The sequence below is a fragment of the Sphingomonas fuzhouensis genome, from assembly GCF_034659795.1.
In the GTDB taxonomy this organism is placed as follows: domain Bacteria; phylum Pseudomonadota; class Alphaproteobacteria; order Sphingomonadales; family Sphingomonadaceae; genus Sphingomonas; species Sphingomonas fuzhouensis.
In genome coordinates this window covers 357794-374202 of sequence record NZ_JAXSQY010000002.1, presented here as the reverse complement: position 1 = coordinate 374202, position 16409 = coordinate 357794, and the positions used below count along the sequence as shown (strand labels likewise).

Annotated in this window: 14 protein-coding genes; 9 read left to right on the top strand and 5 right to left on the bottom strand. The window is 66.2% G+C overall.

Features of this window, described 5'->3' with window-relative positions:
• Positions 1-95: 95 nt before the first annotated feature.
• Complete coding sequence (locus U1H82_RS06235) at positions 96-2387, bottom strand: TonB-dependent receptor (RefSeq protein ID WP_322964058.1); 2292 nt, start codon at positions 2385-2387, stop codon at positions 96-98.
• Positions 2388-2601: 214 nt separating this feature from the next.
• Between U1H82_RS06235 and U1H82_RS06230 the strand changes: the two genes are divergently transcribed.
• Positions 2602-4065 carry a sensor histidine kinase gene (locus tag U1H82_RS06230; RefSeq protein WP_322964057.1) on the top strand — a complete coding sequence of 488 codons (1464 nt, stop codon included), beginning with the start codon at positions 2602-2604 and terminating at the stop codon, positions 4063-4065.
• Between the two features lie 128 nt (positions 4066-4193).
• Here U1H82_RS06230 and U1H82_RS06225 read toward each other — a convergent pair whose 3' ends face one another.
• Positions 4194-5207: an SMP-30/gluconolactonase/LRE family protein gene (locus U1H82_RS06225; protein WP_375339501.1), complete on the bottom strand. Its 1014-nt coding sequence runs from the start codon at positions 5205-5207 to the stop codon at positions 4194-4196.
• Between the two features lie 128 nt (positions 5208-5335).
• On the opposite strand from U1H82_RS06225, the gene U1H82_RS06220 reads away from it, so the two are divergent.
• The 4 genes from U1H82_RS06220 to U1H82_RS06205 all read left to right on the top strand — a co-directional run bounded on the left by U1H82_RS06220 (position 5336) and on the right by U1H82_RS06205 (position 9555).
• Complete coding sequence (locus U1H82_RS06220; RefSeq protein ID WP_322964055.1) at positions 5336-6415, top strand: PLP-dependent cysteine synthase family protein; 1080 nt, start codon at positions 5336-5338, stop codon at positions 6413-6415.
• An 89-nt stretch (positions 6416-6504) separates the two neighbouring features.
• The gene (locus tag U1H82_RS06215) at positions 6505-7476 is read left to right on the top strand and encodes a 2-hydroxyacid dehydrogenase (protein ID WP_322964054.1); all 972 of its coding nucleotides are present in this window, start codon (positions 6505-6507) and stop codon (positions 7474-7476) included.
• Positions 7466-8254 (top strand): kinase, encoded by a 789-nt coding sequence (locus U1H82_RS06210; RefSeq protein WP_322964053.1) that lies wholly within the window; start codon positions 7466-7468, stop codon positions 8252-8254. The genes U1H82_RS06215 and U1H82_RS06210 overlap by 11 nt, the downstream gene beginning before the upstream one ends.
• 455 nt (positions 8255-8709) lie before the next feature.
• Entirely contained in the window at positions 8710-9555 is an 846-nt protein-coding gene (locus tag U1H82_RS06205; protein WP_322964052.1) for a fumarylacetoacetate hydrolase family protein, read from the top strand.
• A gap of 151 nt (positions 9556-9706) precedes the next feature.
• On the opposite strand, the gene U1H82_RS06200 is transcribed toward U1H82_RS06205, so the two are convergent.
• The 3 genes from U1H82_RS06200 to U1H82_RS06190 all read right to left on the bottom strand — a co-directional run bounded on the left by U1H82_RS06200 (position 9707) and on the right by U1H82_RS06190 (position 11424).
• Positions 9707-9979 carry a hypothetical protein gene (locus U1H82_RS06200; RefSeq protein ID WP_322964051.1) on the bottom strand — a complete coding sequence of 91 codons (273 nt, stop codon included), beginning with the start codon at positions 9977-9979 and terminating at the stop codon, positions 9707-9709.
• Between the two features lie 37 nt (positions 9980-10016).
• The gene (locus tag U1H82_RS06195) at positions 10017-10805 is read right to left on the bottom strand and encodes an SDR family oxidoreductase (protein WP_322964050.1); all 789 of its coding nucleotides are present in this window, start codon (positions 10803-10805) and stop codon (positions 10017-10019) included.
• Between the two features lie 61 nt (positions 10806-10866).
• Positions 10867-11424 carry a TetR/AcrR family transcriptional regulator gene (locus tag U1H82_RS06190; protein ID WP_322964049.1) on the bottom strand — a complete coding sequence of 186 codons (558 nt, stop codon included), beginning with the start codon at positions 11422-11424 and terminating at the stop codon, positions 10867-10869.
• Positions 11425-11523: 99 nt separating this feature from the next.
• On the opposite strand from U1H82_RS06190, the gene U1H82_RS06185 reads away from it, so the two are divergent.
• The 4 genes from U1H82_RS06185 (at position 11524) to U1H82_RS06170 (ending at position 16402) form a co-directional block, all read left to right on the top strand.
• Positions 11524-12213 (top strand): DUF1349 domain-containing protein, encoded by a 690-nt coding sequence (locus tag U1H82_RS06185; RefSeq protein ID WP_322964048.1) that lies wholly within the window; start codon positions 11524-11526, stop codon positions 12211-12213.
• A gap of 5 nt (positions 12214-12218) precedes the next feature.
• Positions 12219-12767, top strand: coding sequence for a sugar O-acetyltransferase (locus U1H82_RS06180; RefSeq protein ID WP_322964047.1), 549 nt, complete (start codon positions 12219-12221; stop codon positions 12765-12767).
• On the top strand, positions 12764-13876 hold the full coding sequence (locus tag U1H82_RS06175) for an acyltransferase family protein (protein ID WP_322964045.1): 1113 nt from the start codon (positions 12764-12766) through the stop codon (positions 13874-13876). Before U1H82_RS06180 ends, U1H82_RS06175 begins: the two co-directional genes overlap by 4 nt.
• Positions 13877-14104: 228 nt before the next feature.
• A complete protein-coding gene (locus U1H82_RS06170; protein ID WP_322964044.1) occupies positions 14105-16402 on the top strand; it encodes a TonB-dependent receptor in 2298 nt (765 codons plus the stop codon).
• Positions 16403-16409: the final 7 nt, after the last annotated feature.

Genomic DNA, 16409 nt, shown 5'->3' with positions numbered 1-16409 from the left:
CATCCACTCCCGTATCTTTTAGTCGAACAAGCCTACGGTCTGTTGTGGGGATGGCAAGGCAGGGCGGCGATTTATATGTCCGACATTCGGATGGGTCAGAACCGTCCTTCGAAACTCAGGCCCAGGATGCGCGGCTCGGATATGGTGCCGCGGACCCGACCGTCGAAATCGGTGAAGAAGGAGGTCGGCTGCTGCCGGTCGAAGATGTTGCTGGCGATCAGGAACGCCCCGAAATGCGGCCCCTGCCAACCCAGCTTGGCATTGACCAGCGTGATCGGGCGGATGTCGCGCACCGTCTGGTCGATGGTGCTCTGGAACAGTGCGTCGCGATAGGTGGCGTTGATATTGGCGAACAGCCCGCCCGCGCTGCGCCAGGTGCCGCCCCATGAGGCGGTCCAGTGCGGGGCATTGGCGAACTCGTTGCCGGTGGCGGACCATTTGGCGGTGCCGATCGGCACGGTGAAGTCGAGGAACTTGGTCCGGCTGTGCCCGACCCCGGCATAGAGGTCGAGCGTGCGGGTCGGCCGCGCGCGCAGTTCCGCCTCGAACCCGTAGAGGCGCGACTTGCCCGCATTGACGACCTGGGTGTCGAACACCGCGCCGGGGGTCAACTGGACCGACACCTGCTGGTCGCGCCAGTCGATATAATAGGCATTGGCGTTGACGCTCAGCTTGCGGTCGAACCAGTCGGACCGCAGCGCGAGTTCGTAGTTCCAGGTATATTCGGGCGCATAGGTAAAGGCCTGCCCCCGCTGCTGATTGATCCCGGCCCCGCCTGCGCGATAGCCGCGCTGGACGGTGGCGCTCAGCCCGATATTGGCGGCCGCGTCCCAGGTCAGCCCCAGCTTGGGCAGCCATGCGTCATAGGTGACGGCGCGCATCGGCTGAACGCTGGTCGCCCCCGCCGCCGTCGCCTGGAGCAACGCGTTGAGACGGGTCACGATCGGCGCCAGCGCCGGCACCGGCAGACGCGAGGGGTCGGGCAGGGTGCCGTTCAGCACCACCGACTGGCTCGCCCCGCGCAACTGGCGCTCATTGTCATAGCGCAGCCCCGCACGCAGCTTCAGCCGGGCAGTCAGCGGGAAGGTCAGGTCGGTGAACGCCGCCAGATTGCGGGTGAGGCGCGGCTGGGTCAGCAGATTCTTGATCGGAACGACGCCGCCATACAGGCCCAGCACCGTATTCACCAAGGGTTGCGACAGGCCCAGCGCCAGCAACTGGCGATCCACGCCCAGCCGCGTCAGGTTCATGTTCTGGGTCGCCTCGAACCGATAGTCGCGATTGTCCTCGCGCAGATAATAGGCGCCGATCAGGCCCTGCACCCAGGGCAGGTCGATGCCCAGGCGCAGTTCCTGTTGCACCGTCTTGCTGGGATCGCGGGTCAGGCTCATCTGGCCGGGCGTCGGATTGCGGTCCGGGTCGGCGATATAGCGGGCGCGGACGTTGGAATAGTTGGTAACCGAACTCAGGTCGAAGCCGCCGCCCAGCGCGTAATGCGCCTCCAGCGTGGCGATGTCGCTGAGGGTGCGGGTATTGGTCGCCACATCCTCGGTCACGATGCGCTCCTCGGGCGTATAGGGGGCGTCGAATTCCGAGGAATAGGCGCCGCGCACATGGCGATCATGCAGATAGGTCGCGATGATCCGCAGCCCCGGCAGGGCATCGGGTGTGACGAGCAGCTTGCCGCGCACCGTTTCCGACTGGCGCGGATCGGCGTCGCGGTGGAGCGTGGTGTTATAGAGCAGGCCGTCCGAGCGCGCGACCTCCCCCGCGACGCGGAACGCGATCTGGTCGCCCAGGATCGGCCCGCCCAGCGCAGCGGCGGCGCGGCGCTGGCCATCGGGGCCGGTCAGCATCACCCTGGCCTTGCCGCTCCAGTCGAAGCTGGGATCGGTCGTGCGGATGACCACCGCCCCGGCCAGCGCGTTGCGCCCCTGCACCGTGGATTGCGGCCCGCGAAACACCTCGACCTGCGCGATGTCGTACAGGTCGAGGGGGCCGGTATTCAGCGCCGCGCGGGGCAGCACCGCGCCGTCGACATAGACGCTGGCCAGCGCACCATCGCCCGCGCCGGACACGTTGAACGCATCGATGCCGCGAATGGTGAAGCTGGTCCGGTTGGCCCCGACCGAGACGTTGGGCGTACGTTGCAGCACGTCATAGACATCCAGCAGATTCTGGTTGGCGATGGTCTGCGCCGTCGTGATCGCGACGCTGGCCGGGGTGTCGCGCAGGGTTCGGTCGGCCTTTTCCCCGACCACGACGATGTCGTTGCCCGTCTCGGCCGCGTCCGTGTCGGTGCGCTGTTGTGGCGACTGGCTCTGCGCCAGACAGGGGGCCGCCGTCGACGACAAGAATATGGCTAAGGCCGCCCGAACCCAGATCATGAAACCCCCTATTTCGTTGCGACCGCGAATTAATCGCTATGAATATGCGAGTCAATCGCAATAAAAGCGGGCTTATTCTATGCATTGGCGCCCTGGGGGATGTCGTCGCTATGGCGGGATGGACGGCGGATTACCTTCGATGCCGATGATGCTAGAAGCCCGATCCGAGGGGACTCGGTGATCCGTCGTCCCGGCGGGGAGGATGAAGGGATCGATGCAGGAGCGACACGCCGAATTTCAGGCCAGTCCTGAACTGCTCCAGGCGACGATGGACGCCTCGACCGACATGATCCAGGTGTTCGAGGCGATCCGCGACGCGTCCGGTGCGATCGTCGATTTCCGCTGGGTGCTGAACAACCACACCTCGGAACGCAAATATGGCGAGGTGCGCGGCGAAAGCCTGTTGCAGCGTAATCCCGGCGTGGTCGAAGAGGGGATATTCGATGCTTTTCGCCGCGTGACCGAAACCGGCCTGCCCGAACAGGCGGAACATCATTATGTCCACGAACAGTTTGACGGCTGGTTCTTTCAGACGGTCGTGAAGCTGGGCGACGGCGTCGCGACCACGACGCGCGACATCACCGAGTGGAAACAGTCACAGGCCGAAATCCTGCGGCTTCGCGAAGAGGTCGTACAGGTCAAACTGGCCGAGACCGAACGACAGCTGGGGGCGATCTTCGCCACCGCGCCGGTCGGCTTGTCGGTGCTGTCGCTGGATGGCCGGTTCCTGCGGGTCAATGACGAGCTGTGCCGCATCCTGGGGCGCCCGCGTGAGGAGGTGCTGGAACGGCGCGTGGCCGATGTCACCCATCCCGACGACCTGCTGCCCAGCCTGGACGCGATCGCCGAGGCCATGTCGAGCGAGCGTCCCGCCACGCTCGACAAACGCTATGTCCGCCCCGACGGCTCGCGGGTGTGGGCGAGCAGCACGCTTTCGGTCCTGCGCAACGCCGGGGGCCAGCCCGATCGGTTGCTGGCGGTGACCGCCGACCTGTCGGAACGGCGCAAGACCGAGGCCGAACTGCGCCGTAGCGAGGCGTTGCAGCGGGTGCTGATCGCCGAGTTGCAGCATCGGACCAGCAACCTGCTGGGCGTGGTGCGTTCGATCGCGGACAATACGGCGCGCGGCGCGACCAGCCTGCCCGATTTCCGCGCGCGCTTCGACGACCGCCTGGATGCGCTGTCGCGGGTGCAGGCGCTGCTGTCGCGGCTGGACGAACATGACCGGGTTTCGTTCGAAGACTTGATCCATGCCGAACTCGTCGCGATGGACGGGCGTACCGAGTCGGTCACGCTGGACGGCCCGGCCGGGGTTCGCCTGCGGTCCTCGACCATCCATACGTTGGCCATGGCGATCCATGAACTGGCGACCAACGCGATCAAATATGGCGCGCTGGGACAGGAGGGCGGGCGGCTGGCGATCGGCTGGTCCCTGGAGGCGGACGGACCGGGCGGCAGGCCGTGGCTGCATATCGACTGGCGCGAAAGCGGCGTCCGGATGCCGCTTGAGGGAGCCTGGCCGACGGGCACGGGGCAGGGGCGCGAACTGATCGAACGCGCCTTGCCCTATCAACTGGGGGCGCGAACGACCTATTGCCTGGGCGCGGACGGGGTACATTGCACCATCGCCATTCCCGTATCCGCAACGGTCGGTCCGGACGGCGGCGAGCCCGTTTAGAGCAGGATGACGTCAGTTTAACCCAATCCGTCATTGCGAGCGGAGCGAAGCAATCCAGTGTCCGGGCAAGACGCTCTGGATTGCTTCGCTACGCTCGCAATGACGATTCCAGCTCATGTCATCCTTCTCTAGCCCTCACCCTGCCAGCCGGGCTGCAGCGTAATCCGCAGGATATGGTCGTTCGCGGCCAGGAACAGCGCGCGGCCGTCTTCGCCGAATGCGCAATTGGCGATCGGCGACCCCTGTTCGATGATCCCCAGCGGCTCGGCCTCGGGGGTCATCAGCATCATGCCGCCCGGCACCGAACAGATCAGCGTGCCGTCGCGCGCGACCTTCATCCCGTCGGGCAGGCCCGCGCCGCCCGCCGCCAGCATCGCCCGCGCGTCGAGCAACACGCGGCGATCGGCCACCCGCCCGCGCGCATCGACATCATAGACCATGATCCGGGGCGCCGCCTCGTCCGAGACGGAGACGTAGAGTCGGCGCTCGTCGGGCGACAGCGCGATGCCGTTGGGGCGGGTCAGCGTGCCGTCGATCAGATCGACCCCGCCATCGGGCCGCCGTCGATAGACGCCGTTGACCGCCTGCTCCTTCAGCGGTGATGTGTCGCCATCCTTCAGGCCATAGGGCGGATCGGTGAACCAGATCGAACCGTCCCTGGCGACATGCAGGTCATTGGGGCTGTTGAACCGCTTGCCCGCATAACGGTCGGCCAGCACGGTGCGGCGGCCCGTCGCCAGATCGACCCGGTCGATGCTGCGCCCGCCGCTATTGGCGATCAGCAGCGCGCCGTTCGCATCCAGCGCCAGCCCATTGGCACCGGGCTCGCGGACCAGCGCGGGGTCGGTGCCCGCTGCGCCTGAGGGATCGAGCACGACCGACACGCCCCGCCCGCGCTGCCAGCGGCGGACGATATTGGCGGGCGGATCGGAAAAGAGCAGATAGCCGCCGCGCGCTACCCAGACCGGTCCCTCGGCCCAGCGGATACCGGTGGCGATGACCTCCGGCTCGGTGCCGGGCGCGATCATCCGGTCCAGCCTGGGCGACAGGCGGCGCAGGCGCGGGGTCGTCTGTGCCGCGAGGCCGGGCGCGGCGAGCAGGGCGAGACCGGCGGCAAGGGCGGAGCGGCGGGACACGATCATGCCGCCAGCATGGGCGAAGGGGAAAGCGCCCGCAAGACCATGGATTTGGGCGGAACGCCGCGTTCCCAAATCCGGCTTTCGCCATTATGGGCAGGCCGCGACGATGATGGCGACGAAGGGGGGCTTTGATGACCGGTGAACGCGACAAGGCGGCATTGTGTGCCTGGCGGGCCGAGGCGATCCGGCGGATCGAGGCGGACTTCAACCGTTCGGCCGACACGCATCTGATCCGGGTCGAACTGCCGCGCTATCCCGGCATCACTTTGTATCTGAAGGACGAAAGCAGCCACCCGACCGGCAGCCTGAAGCACCGGCTGGCGCGCTCGCTGTTCCTTTATGCGCTGTGCAATGGCTGGATCGGGCCGGATACCTGCGTGATCGAATCGTCCTCGGGCTCGACGGCGGTCAGCGAAGCCTATTTCGCGCATATGCTGGGCCTGCGTTTCATCGCGGTCGTGCCCGCCTCGACTGCCGCGCCCAAGCTCGATGCCATTCGTTTCCATGGTGGCGAGATCTACCCCGTCGACGATCCACGCACCGTTTATGACGTCGCCCACCGCCTCGCGGCGGAGACGGGCGGCCATTATCTCGACCAGTTCACCTATGCCGAACGCGCGACCGACTGGCGCGGCAACAACAATATCGCGGAGAGCATCTTCGCCCAGATGTCGGCCGAGGAACATCCCATTCCCGACTGGGTGGTGTGCGGGGCGGGGACCGGCGGCACGTCGGCGACGATCGGCCGCTATATCGCCTATCAGCGGCACCCGACGCGGCTCTGCGTTGCGGACCCGGTCCATTCGGTCTTCCACCGCCATTTCGCCGACCGCGCGGCGCTGTCGCTGCCCGAGGGGTGCGCGAGCTGTATCGAGGGCATCGGGCGGCCGCGGGTCGAGCCCAGCTTCATCCCCTCGGTCATCGACCGGATGATCGCGGTCGACGACGCCGCCAGCATCGGGGCGATGCGGGCCCTGTCGGCACGGCTGGGGCGACGGGTCGGGGGCTCGACCGGCACGAACCTGATCGCCTGTGCGCAACTGATCGCGGAGATGGCGGAGCAGGACAGGCCGGGGTCGATCGTTACCATCCTGTGCGATGGCGGCGAGCGTTATGGCTGCACCTATTATAACGATGCATGGCTCGATGCACGGGGTATCGACTGGCGTCCGCATGCCGAGCGGATGGCGGGATTGCTCGCCACCGCTTGACCGGCCGCGTCCGGCCGATCGCTCTTGCGCGCAGCGGGCCTGACGGCAGTATCCGCTCCGATGCGCCTTGCGAAGGATACCTGCTCACCATGACCGACAGGCTCAAGCTGCTCGTTACGCGTCGTCTTCCCGAAACCGTCGAGCGGCATCTGGTCGAAACCTGGGACACGGTGTTGAGCGCCGACGACCGGCCGCTCGACCGGGACGCGCTGAAGCAGGCGATGACCGACTATGACGCGTGGATGCCAACGATCACCGACCGGATCGACGCGGAACTGCTGACCGTGCCGGGCAGGCGGGTCCGTATCCTCGCCAATTACGGGGCCGGGGTGGATCATATCGATCTGGCGGCGGCGCGCGCGGCCGGGGTGGTCGTGACGAACACCCCCGATGTGTTGACCGAGGCGACGGCGGAGATCGCGGTCCTGCTGATGCTGATGACGGCGCGCCGGGCGGGCGAGGGGGAACGCGAGCTGCGCAGCGGCGGCTGGACCGGCTGGCGGCCCTCGCATCTGATCGGGCAGGGGCTGTCGGGCAAGACGCTGGGGCTGATCGGTTTCGGCCGGATCGCACAGGCAACGGCGGCCAAGGCGCGCGGGCTGGGGATGCGTATCCGCTATGCCAGTCGGTCGGCCGCCGACCCCGCGGTGGAGCAGGCGCTGGCGGCGACCCGCATGGCCTCGCCCACGGTGCTGGCGGCGGCGTGCGATGTCCTGTCGCTGCACGTTCCTGGCGGCGCGGCGACGCACCATCTGGTCGATGCGGCACTGCTGTCGCGGATGCAGCCGCATGCGATCATCGTGAACACCGCACGCGGGCCGGTGATCGACGAGGGCGCGCTGGTCGAGGCGCTGCACGAGGGGAAGATCGGCGGCGTCGGCCTGGACGTCTATGAGCATGAGCCGCAGGTGCATCCCGGCCTGCTGGCGCATCCACGCGCCGTGCTGCTGCCGCATCTGGGCAGCGCGACGATCGAGGCGCGGACCGCGATGGGCATGCGCGCGGCGGCCAATCTCGCCGCCTTCGATCGGGGCGAGGAGCCCGCCGATCGTGTCGCCTGAAACGGCGATCGCAGCGCTGGTCGCGGAGCGGCTGGCGCAGCGTCGCGCGGGCGATCCGCCGCTGATCCTGGGCCTATGCGGTGCGCAAGGGAGCGGCAAGTCGACCGTCGCCGGACGCCTGGCCGCGCAGGTCGAGAAGAGCGCGATCCTGTCGCTCGACGATCTCTATCTCACCCGTGCCGAACGACAGCGGCTGGCGCGCACGGTGCATCCGCTGTTTGCGACGCGCGGCGTACCTGGAACGCATGACGTGGCGCTGGGCGTCGACACGATCGCGGCGGTCGCACGGGGCGAGGCGGTGCCCTTGCCGCGTTTCGACAAGGCGATCGACGACCGTGCCCCGATGGCGACCTGGCTGCGTGCACCTGCGGGGTGCGCGCTGCTGATCTTCGAGGGGTGGTGCGTCGGGGCCAGGCCGCAGGCCGAGGCCGATCTGGCAACGCCGATCAATGTACTGGAGGCGCAGGAGGATGCCGACGGCATCTGGCGGCGCCACGTCAACGCGGCACTGGCGACCGACTATCCGGCATTGTTCGATGCTATCGGTGCCCTGGTGTTGATGGTGGCGCCCGACTGGCCGACCGTCCTGCGCTGGCGCGCCCAGCAGGAAGAGGCGTTGCGTCGCAAGCGGGGTGGCGGGGTCGGGGTGATGGATGCGGCCCAGCTCGCCCGCTTCGTCAGCCATTATGAGCGGCTGACCCGCCATATCTGGGCCGAGATGCCCGGCCGCGCCGATCTGTGCCTGAAGCTGGCCGAGGATCGTAGCTTGTCGGTCTGACGGGCGCTTTCGCCGAGAATAATCGGCCTTCCTCCCATGACCCATCGCCGGACCCCGATCGTACGGTGATCGATGCCGCCGGGCTCCGGCCGGAGAAGGACCGAGGAAGCCGCCGATCGACCAGAGGGGCATCGGCGCCGGTAGCGCTACTACCATCAAGGCGTTAGGGAAGGAGATGATGACCAAGCCCGTCCGTGCCCGCACCCGTTCGGCCAGCCCCAAGCCATCGGCCGATGCCGGGCGTCGCCTGGGCGACCTGGCCTGTTGCCCTATCCTGGGCATGGTCTGACCCTCCGATGACGCTGGCAACGCCGCATGGACGCGCTTCACTGGCAGGGCAGCAGGGCTGGGTGGAGAGGCCCTGCATTTTCCGCCGGAGCGACCATCCCTGAGGCGGGCAGACACGAATTCACCACCGGCATCGATGCCGGGATCACGAACAAGGAGATCGACGGATGAAGTTGTTGCGTTATGGCGAAATGGGGCGTGAGCGCGCCGGACTTCTGGACGATCAGGGCCGTATCCGTGCCCTGCCCGAGGCGCTGGGCGACCTGGCGGGCGATCGTCTGACGCCTGAGGGCCTGGCCGCGATCGCTGTGCTCGATCCCGAGGCGCTGCCCGTGGTCGAGGGCAATCCCCGCCTGGGATCGTGCGTCGCGCGTCCGGGCAAGTTCATCTGTATCGGCCTGAACTACCGCGCCCATGCCGCCGAGAGCAATCTGCCCATCCCCGCCGAGCCGGTCATCTTCGGCAAGTGGGGCAGCGCCGTCGTCGGCCCCAATGACGATGTCGAAATCCCGCGCGGATCGGAAAAGACCGATTGGGAAGTCGAACTGGGCGTCGTCATCGGCACGCGTGGTCGCTATCTCACCCAGGACGAGGCGCTATCGCACGTCGCGGGCTATTGCGTCGTGCACGATGTGTCGGAGCGCGCCTTCCAGCTCGAACGCGGCGGCACCTGGGACAAGGGCAAGGGCTGCGACACGTTCGGCCCGACCGGCCCATGGCTGGTCACGGCGGACGAGGTGGGCGATCCGCAGGACCTGCGCCTGTGGCTGGACGTCGATGGCAAGCGCTATCAGGACAGCAGCACCGCCGACATGATCTTCCCGGTCGCCGAGCTGGTCTCCTATGTCAGCCAGTTCTGCACGCTGGAGCCGGGCGACATCATCTCGACCGGTACGCCCCAGGGCGTCGGTATGGGCCAGAAGCCGCCGGTCTACCTGCGCGCGGGCCAGACGGTGCGCCTGGGCATCGACAAGCTGGGCGAACAGACGCAGCGCATGGTCGCTGCGGGTTGAAGATAGTCCTGAATAATCTTCCTCCCCTGCAAGGGGAGGGGGACCATGCGCAGCATGGTGGAGGGGTGTCCCGCTATCGAGAGGGTGACACCCCTCCGTCAGGCCTGGCGGCCTGCCACCTCCCCTTCCAGGGGAGGAGTGAAAGATCCAATCAATCCTCTTCCTCTTCGTCCATCTCGCTGTCGACGCTGTCCATGAAGTCGCGCGCGGCCTCGCGGTCATCCTCATTCTCGAACGCGTCGTCGATGTCGGGCGCGACGCCGATCATATAGGCCAGGCACCACAGCGCGAAGCGGCGGCCGCTGTCACGCTCCAGCCCGAACTGGACGCGCAGCCGATCCACCCCGGCGCTGAGCTGGTCGGGGGAGAGGTCGGCAATCTCTTCGGTGCCGAAGAAGCGGACGAGCAACTGGTCGAAATCCATGGCCGTCCATAGCCGACCCGTTGCCCGTTCCCAAGCCTCAGTTGCCCGACTGGATGCGGTCGCCCGCCGCCCGCTGTTCGGCGGCGCGCTTGGTCAGGGCCGCAAGCGTCTCGTCGAATTTGCCCTCGCGCTCGGCCATGCGGAAAGGGCGGACCTGCTCGACTAGGATTTCGGACGGGGTCGGCGTTTGCGCGAACTGCGCGGCGACCGCATCGGCAAATTCCTCGAGCGGCACATAGCCCGGACGATGCGCCTGGCCCGGCGTCAGATCGGTCTGCACGCCCGGCGGGGCCAGCTCGATCACCTCGACCTTGCCCGCCAGTTGGGTGCGCAGCGACACGGTATAGGAATGGATCGCCGCCTTGGTCGCCGAATAGGTCGGCGCGGCGACCAGCGGCACGAAGGCCAGGCCCGAGGTCACGTTGACGATCGCGGCGTCGGGCTGCTGGGTCAGATGATCGATCAGCGCATTGGTCAGCCGGATCGGGCCCAGGATATTGGTGGTCAGCGTCGCCTCGGCATCCGACAGGTCGCGGCGCTGAGTCAGGTCCTCGAACTTCATGATGCCCGCATTGTTGAACAGCACGTTCAGCGCGGGGAAGTCGGCGACGATCTGCCTGGCGAAGGCGTCGACCGCCGCCGCATCCTCGACATCGAGCGTGACGACATGGATGCGCTCCCGCCCCTTCGCCGCCTTTTCCAGCGCCTCGCGGCGGCGTCCGGCGATGATGACGGTGTCGCCGCGATCGTGGAAACGGTGCGCCAGCGCCTCGCCGATACCGCTGCCGCCGCCCGTCATCAGGATCGTGTTACCGCTGGTCTTCATCGATGCTTCTCCGGATCGGGATGAAATGATCCTTCGCACAATGATCGCGGCGGGCTTTCGTTCACGCCGCGCCGTTGGTGATCCGGTGCACGATGTCCCGAATCGCATTTCGCTCCAATGGGTTGGGATCGATCGAATTGTGGATGCCGATCCCCTCCACCAAAGCATCCAGCGCGCGGGTCGTCAGCGGATCGAAGAAGCGTTCCAGCGCGGCACGGCTGTTGTTCATCCATCGCTGCATCACCGTCGAGACCGAGGGGTGGCGCGCGGCGAAGGCGTAAAGCTCATAGCTGAGCAACAGGGTGCGCGGCTCTGCCCAGACCGAGCCGGCGATGATGTCGATGATCGCCTCACGCGCGCTGTCGCGGTCGGTGGCCTGCGCCATGCGGGTGCGAAAGGCGTCCGAGGATTCCTCCGCCAATTGCAGGAAGGCGGCGGCCAGCAGCGTTTCCAGGGAGTCGAAATAATAGGTGACCGACCCCAGCGGCACCTCGGCCGCCGCCGCGATGCGGCGATGGGTAGTGCCCGGCACGCCATGTTCGGCGATCACTTCCAGCGTGGCCGCGACGATGCGTTGCCGTCGTGCCGGATCGTTTCGCCGCACTGATCGATCGGTCATGCGAAAACTCCGTTGCATTGAATGTGTACAAATGTACACATGCTGCCGAAATCGGGCAGGGGCTTTGTGCGCCCTATCGCAAAACGGAAAGGAAGAAAGATGGAGGAACCGCGGCTGTCGCGCCGGGCGATCCTGGGGAGCGCGGTGGCGCTGGGCGTGCCGTCGGTGGCGGGCGCGGCGGTGCGGCCTCCGGCAGGCAAGACCGTCCTCGGCCGAAACGACGGTGTCTGGCTGAACGCGCCCAAGACATGGCATGTCGATGGGGATGGCAACCTGACGCTGGTCACCGATCGCGGCACCGACTTCTGGCGCGAGACGCATTATGGCTTCACGCGCGACAGCGGGCATTTCCTGGGCTTTCCGACCGGGGATGCCTTCACCGCGCAGCTGCGCATCCGGGGGCGTTACGAAAAACTATATGACCAGGCCGGTATCATGGTGCGGCTCGACGAACGGCGCTGGGTGAAGGCGGGGATCGAGCTGTCCGATGGTCGCGCGATGCTCAGCAGTGTGCTGACCGACGGCCGCTCGGACTGGGCGACCGGCCCCTATGAGGGCGATGCCGCCGATTTCTGGATGCGCGCGACCGTCGCCAAGGGTGTGTTGCGGTTGCAGGTGTCGGCCGATGGCAAACACTGGCCGCTGGTCCGGTTGGCACCGTTCCCGGTCGCCAAGAGCTATCGGGTGGGGCCGATGGCCTGTACGCCGGAGCGCGAAGGGTTGGAGGTGCGCTTCTCCGACCTGCGCATCACCGCGCCGCTCGGCAAAGACCTGCACGATCTGAGCTGACGCCCATGACCCAGAAGCAGCGCATGCTGGCGGGCGAGCTCTATACCGCCGACGATTCCGAACTCGCCGCCGATGCGGCCCGCGCGGCGGCGTGGATGGAACGCTATAACGCTTCGCTGGCCTGGGACGCGGCCGATCGCCATGCGCTGCTGGTCGAGGGGCTCGGCCAGGTCGGGGCGGGGGCGGTGGTCCGGCCGCCGTTCCACTGCGACTATGGCTATAATATCGCCCTGGGCGAGCGGGTCTTCCTGAACTTCGGCTGCGTCATCCTCGACGTGGTCGGGGTCGAGATCGGTGCGGGCACGCAGATCGGGCCCGGCGTACAAATCCTGACCGCCGACCATCCGCGCGATCCGGCGCTGCGGGCGCAGGGGCTGGAATATGGGCGGCCGATCCGCATCGGGGCCAATGTCTGGATCGGTGGCGGCGCGCTGATCCTGCCGGGCGTGACGATCGGCGACGACGCCATTATCGGCGCGGGCAGCGTCGTGACCCGCGACGTGGCGCGGGGGGCGACCGTGATCGGCAATCCGGCACGACCGGTCGTCCGATGAGCGAGCGGCCCGATCCCGTCCCCGACGCGACCCGTCGGGGCAAGCCGCATTTCGAGATACTGGACGGACTGCGCGGCACCGCGGCACTGCTGGTGGTGGCGTTCCATATCCAGGGCATCACCGTGCTGTTCCAGCCGGACCGGCTGTTGCTGCCCCATGCCTATCTGGCGGTCGATTTCTTCTTTGCGCTGTCCGGGTTCGTCGTCGGCTATGCCTATGACGATCGCTGGGCGACGATGACCGTGCGCGGGTTCCTGACCCAGCGTCTGATCCGCCTGCACCCGCTGGTGGTGCTGGGCGCGATATTGGGATTGGTCAGCTATCTGGTCGATCCCTTTGCCGGGGATCGTCAGAATGCGTCCGCTATGCTGATCGGTCTGGCCTTTGTCGCGGCGCTGCTGGCCTTGCCCTCGGCCCCGCTGCCCAATCGATTGGGCGACAGCCATCCGCTCAATGCGCCTGCCTGGACGCTGTTTCAGGAATATATCGCCAATCTCGCCTATGCGCTGGTGCTGCGGCGGTTGGGCGTGCGGCCGCTGGTCGCGCTGACGATCATGGCGGCGCTGGTGTCCGCCGCGACGGCATTGACGCTCGGCTCCTATGACACGGGCTGGGGGCTGGAGAATTTCTGGGGCGCGCCGGTGCGGCTGGCCTACCCCTTTCTCGCCGGATTGCTGCTGTATCGGACGCGGGCGCATTGGCCGCGGATCAGGCTGGGCTTCGTGCCGCTCAGCCTGATGTTGCTGGTCCTGTTCGCCGTACCGGTATGGCCGGAGCTGGGCGGCGTGAAGCTGAACGGTGTCTATCAGGCGGTTTGCGTCCTGATCCTGTTTCCCCTGATCCTGGTCGCGGGGCAGCATTCGGCGGGCGGACCGATGGCGCTGCGGCTGTGCAAGGCGGCGGGGCGGTTATCCTATCCGCTGTACATCACCCATTATCCGTTCGTGTATGTCTATATGAACTGGGTGGTGACGAACCCGGCATCCGGCGGAACGACGGCGGTAGTGGCGGTGTCGCTCTATGTCTTCACGGTCCTGTTCGCGGTGGTGGCGTGGCGGGTCTGGGACCAACCGATCCGGTCCTGGCTGACTCGCCATCTGCGCCGATAAGCCATTCTGCACGACGGTCGCAAACGCCTGCGAAGGACCGCTTTCTTGCTGCTTACGCAAGGGCGCTCGCCGTAACATGCTGAATTGTTGGCGGAAAATTCAGCCATCATGTCAAATCGCTTGACGAATATTGGTAAAAACAAAAGCGATTGCATTGGTAAGGCCTATCGGTAAGATTGATGACAGACGGCCATCAGAGCCGGAGCATCAATTGAAGGGGAGGGGCCCATGCTATTCCTGCGCGCATCCGTTGCGATTCCGGCTTTGATCGTCTCGCTGGCCACAGCGACCACCGTCCAGGCCCAAGCCAGCGGAGCGCCCGCTTCCGCATCGGCCCAAGCCGACCCCACCACACCGCCCCAGGATGCAACGACGCCGGATGCGAGCGAGGCCAGCGTCGGTGAGATCATCGTGACGGCCAACAAGCGCGCGGAAAATCTGCAACGCGTGCCGCTTGCCGTCTCCGTCGTCTCTCCGGCCCAATTGGCGGTGGCAGGGGTGCGCAACTTTGCCGATATCGGCAAGGTCTCACCCTCGCTGGTCGTGCGTCCCGCCGAACAGCCGCAAAATTCCAACATCTCGCTGCGCGGCGTCGGCACCTTCGCATTTGGCGTCGGCGTCGAGTCGAGCGTCGCGGTGCTGGTCGACGAAGTCCCGCTACCGTTCCAGGCGCGCGCCTTTACCGACTTGCCGGATATCCAGCGGATCGAGGTGTTGCGCGGGCCGCAGAGCACCTTGTACGGCAAATCGGCCTCGGCCGGTCTGGTCAACCTCATCACGCGCAATCCGACATCGGAATTGCAGGTCCGCGCCAATGCCGTCGTCACCAACGACCAGGAACAGGGCGCCAATTTCAGTGTGTCGGGGCCGATCTCACCGGACCTGGGCTATATCGTCTCCGCAGCCTATAATAACTGGGACGGCAATGTCCGGAATCTGTTCAACGGCAAGGAAGTGGGTGGCCGCCGGGCGGTGAACCTGCGCGGCAAGCTGCGGTGGAGCCCGACGGACGACGCCTCGCTCACCGTCTCGGCCAATTATGTCAACGGCAACAGCACGGTGGGCCGCCCCTTCATCCGCATGTCGCCCAATGCCCGGTTGCGCGGCATCGCGGCGCTGACCCCGGCGGTCGTGCTGCCGGGGGTGAATATTGGTCCCGACAATCAGGATATCAGCAACAACTTCAACTCACGCAACGATTATGAGGGCGGCGGCGGTTATATCCGGGGCGAGATCGGGCTCGGTTCGATGACCCTGACGACGATCACCTCCTATGACCGTTTTCATATGAAGGACGTGCTGGACCAGGACGATACCTCCGCACCCGCAACGGTGGGCAACAACAACCAGCTCGGCAAGTTCGACTCGCTGCAATATACCGACGAAGTGCGCTTGCAGTCGGACGCCGCCAAGCCGTTCCGCTACACGATCGGCGCCTATGCCGCGTTCGTGCGGATCAGCCGCCCCATTTATCGCGGCCCCTATTTCGCGCTCGCCAACTGGTTCGGTTCGCAAAGCTCGCGGCAATTTGCGGGCTTCGTCCAGGCGGACTGGACGATCGTGCCAAAGCTGGTGCTGACCGGCGGCGCGCGATTGCAGAACGAGCGGGTGTCGTTCGTCTATAACGACTATCTCAACAACGCGACGTATCGCGATCATGCCAGCGATACCGCGGCCACCTATCGCGCCAGCCTTCGCTATGAATTCACGCCCGACATCAATGCGTTCATCAGCTATGCGACCGGCTATAAGGGCCAGACCTTCGACCTGACGACGGGTTTCAACCGCAATCGCCTGCTCGCCGGGCCGATCAAGCCGGAGCGGTCGCGCGACAAGCAACTGGGCATCCGTACCCAATTCTTCGAGCGGCGCCTGACCGCCAACCTGACCTTCTTCGACACCACCTATCGCGATCTTCAGGCCCAGACGATCGAGACGCTGCCGGACGGCTCGTTCAACTATCGCCTGACCAATGTCGGCCGACTGAATACGAAGGGGATCGAACTGGAATCCTCCGCGCGGATCGGTGAGGACCTGAATCTCAACGGTGGCGTGACCTATCTCGATGCGAAATATGCCAGGTTCGATGCGGCGCAATGCTATCCGCTGCAGACTGCCGCGCAAGGCTGCACCGGCTCACCGGCGCGCCAGAACCTGACCGGCACCACCGCGATCCAGGCGCCGAAGTGGAAGTTCAACATCGGCGGCGAATATGCGCCTGCCCTGACCGCCGATTTGCGCGGCGTCGCGCAGGCAAACTGGCAATATCAGAGCAGCGTCTTCTTCCAGCCGCGCGATCCGCAGACCTTCCAACCCGCCTATAGCATCGTCAATATCGGGCTCGGCGTGCGGCAGGCGGAGCGCAAATGGGAGTTGATCGCCTTCGTCAACAACCTGTTCGACAAGCAATATTATGGTTCGCTGGTGAATACGTCGGGCAATTTCGGCGGCAATATCGCGACCCAGGCGGTGCTGCCGCGCGATTTCCGGCGCTATGCGGGGCTGCGCCTTGGCCTGAACTTCTGACGAAGGG

Coding starts and splice junctions, on each gene's coding strand:
- U1H82_RS06220 (WP_322964055.1), top strand. CDS start 5,336: ATGACCGGTGAACGCGACAAGGCGGCATTGTGTGCCTGGCGGGCCGAG.
- U1H82_RS06185 (WP_322964048.1), top strand. CDS start 11,524: ATGGAGGAACCGCGGCTGTCGCGCCGGGCGATCCTGGGGAGCGCGGTG.
- U1H82_RS06180 (WP_322964047.1), top strand. CDS start 12,219: ATGACCCAGAAGCAGCGCATGCTGGCGGGCGAGCTCTATACCGCCGAC.
- U1H82_RS06190 (WP_322964049.1), bottom strand. CDS start 11,424: ATGACCGATCGATCAGTGCGGCGAAACGATCCGGCACGACGGCAACGC.
- U1H82_RS06215 (WP_322964054.1), top strand. CDS start 6,505: ATGACCGACAGGCTCAAGCTGCTCGTTACGCGTCGTCTTCCCGAAACC.
- U1H82_RS06200 (WP_322964051.1), bottom strand. CDS start 9,979: ATGGATTTCGACCAGTTGCTCGTCCGCTTCTTCGGCACCGAAGAGATT.
- U1H82_RS06175 (WP_322964045.1), top strand. CDS start 12,764: ATGAGCGAGCGGCCCGATCCCGTCCCCGACGCGACCCGTCGGGGCAAG.
- U1H82_RS06195 (WP_322964050.1), bottom strand. CDS start 10,805: ATGAAGACCAGCGGTAACACGATCCTGATGACGGGCGGCGGCAGCGGT.
- U1H82_RS06235 (WP_322964058.1), bottom strand. CDS start 2,387: ATGATCTGGGTTCGGGCGGCCTTAGCCATATTCTTGTCGTCGACGGCG.
- U1H82_RS06170 (WP_322964044.1), top strand. CDS start 14,105: ATGCTATTCCTGCGCGCATCCGTTGCGATTCCGGCTTTGATCGTCTCG.
- U1H82_RS06205 (WP_322964052.1), top strand. CDS start 8,710: ATGAAGTTGTTGCGTTATGGCGAAATGGGGCGTGAGCGCGCCGGACTT.
- U1H82_RS06230 (WP_322964057.1), top strand. CDS start 2,602: ATGCAGGAGCGACACGCCGAATTTCAGGCCAGTCCTGAACTGCTCCAG.
- U1H82_RS06225 (WP_375339501.1), bottom strand. CDS start 5,207: ATGATCGTGTCCCGCCGCTCCGCCCTTGCCGCCGGTCTCGCCCTGCTC.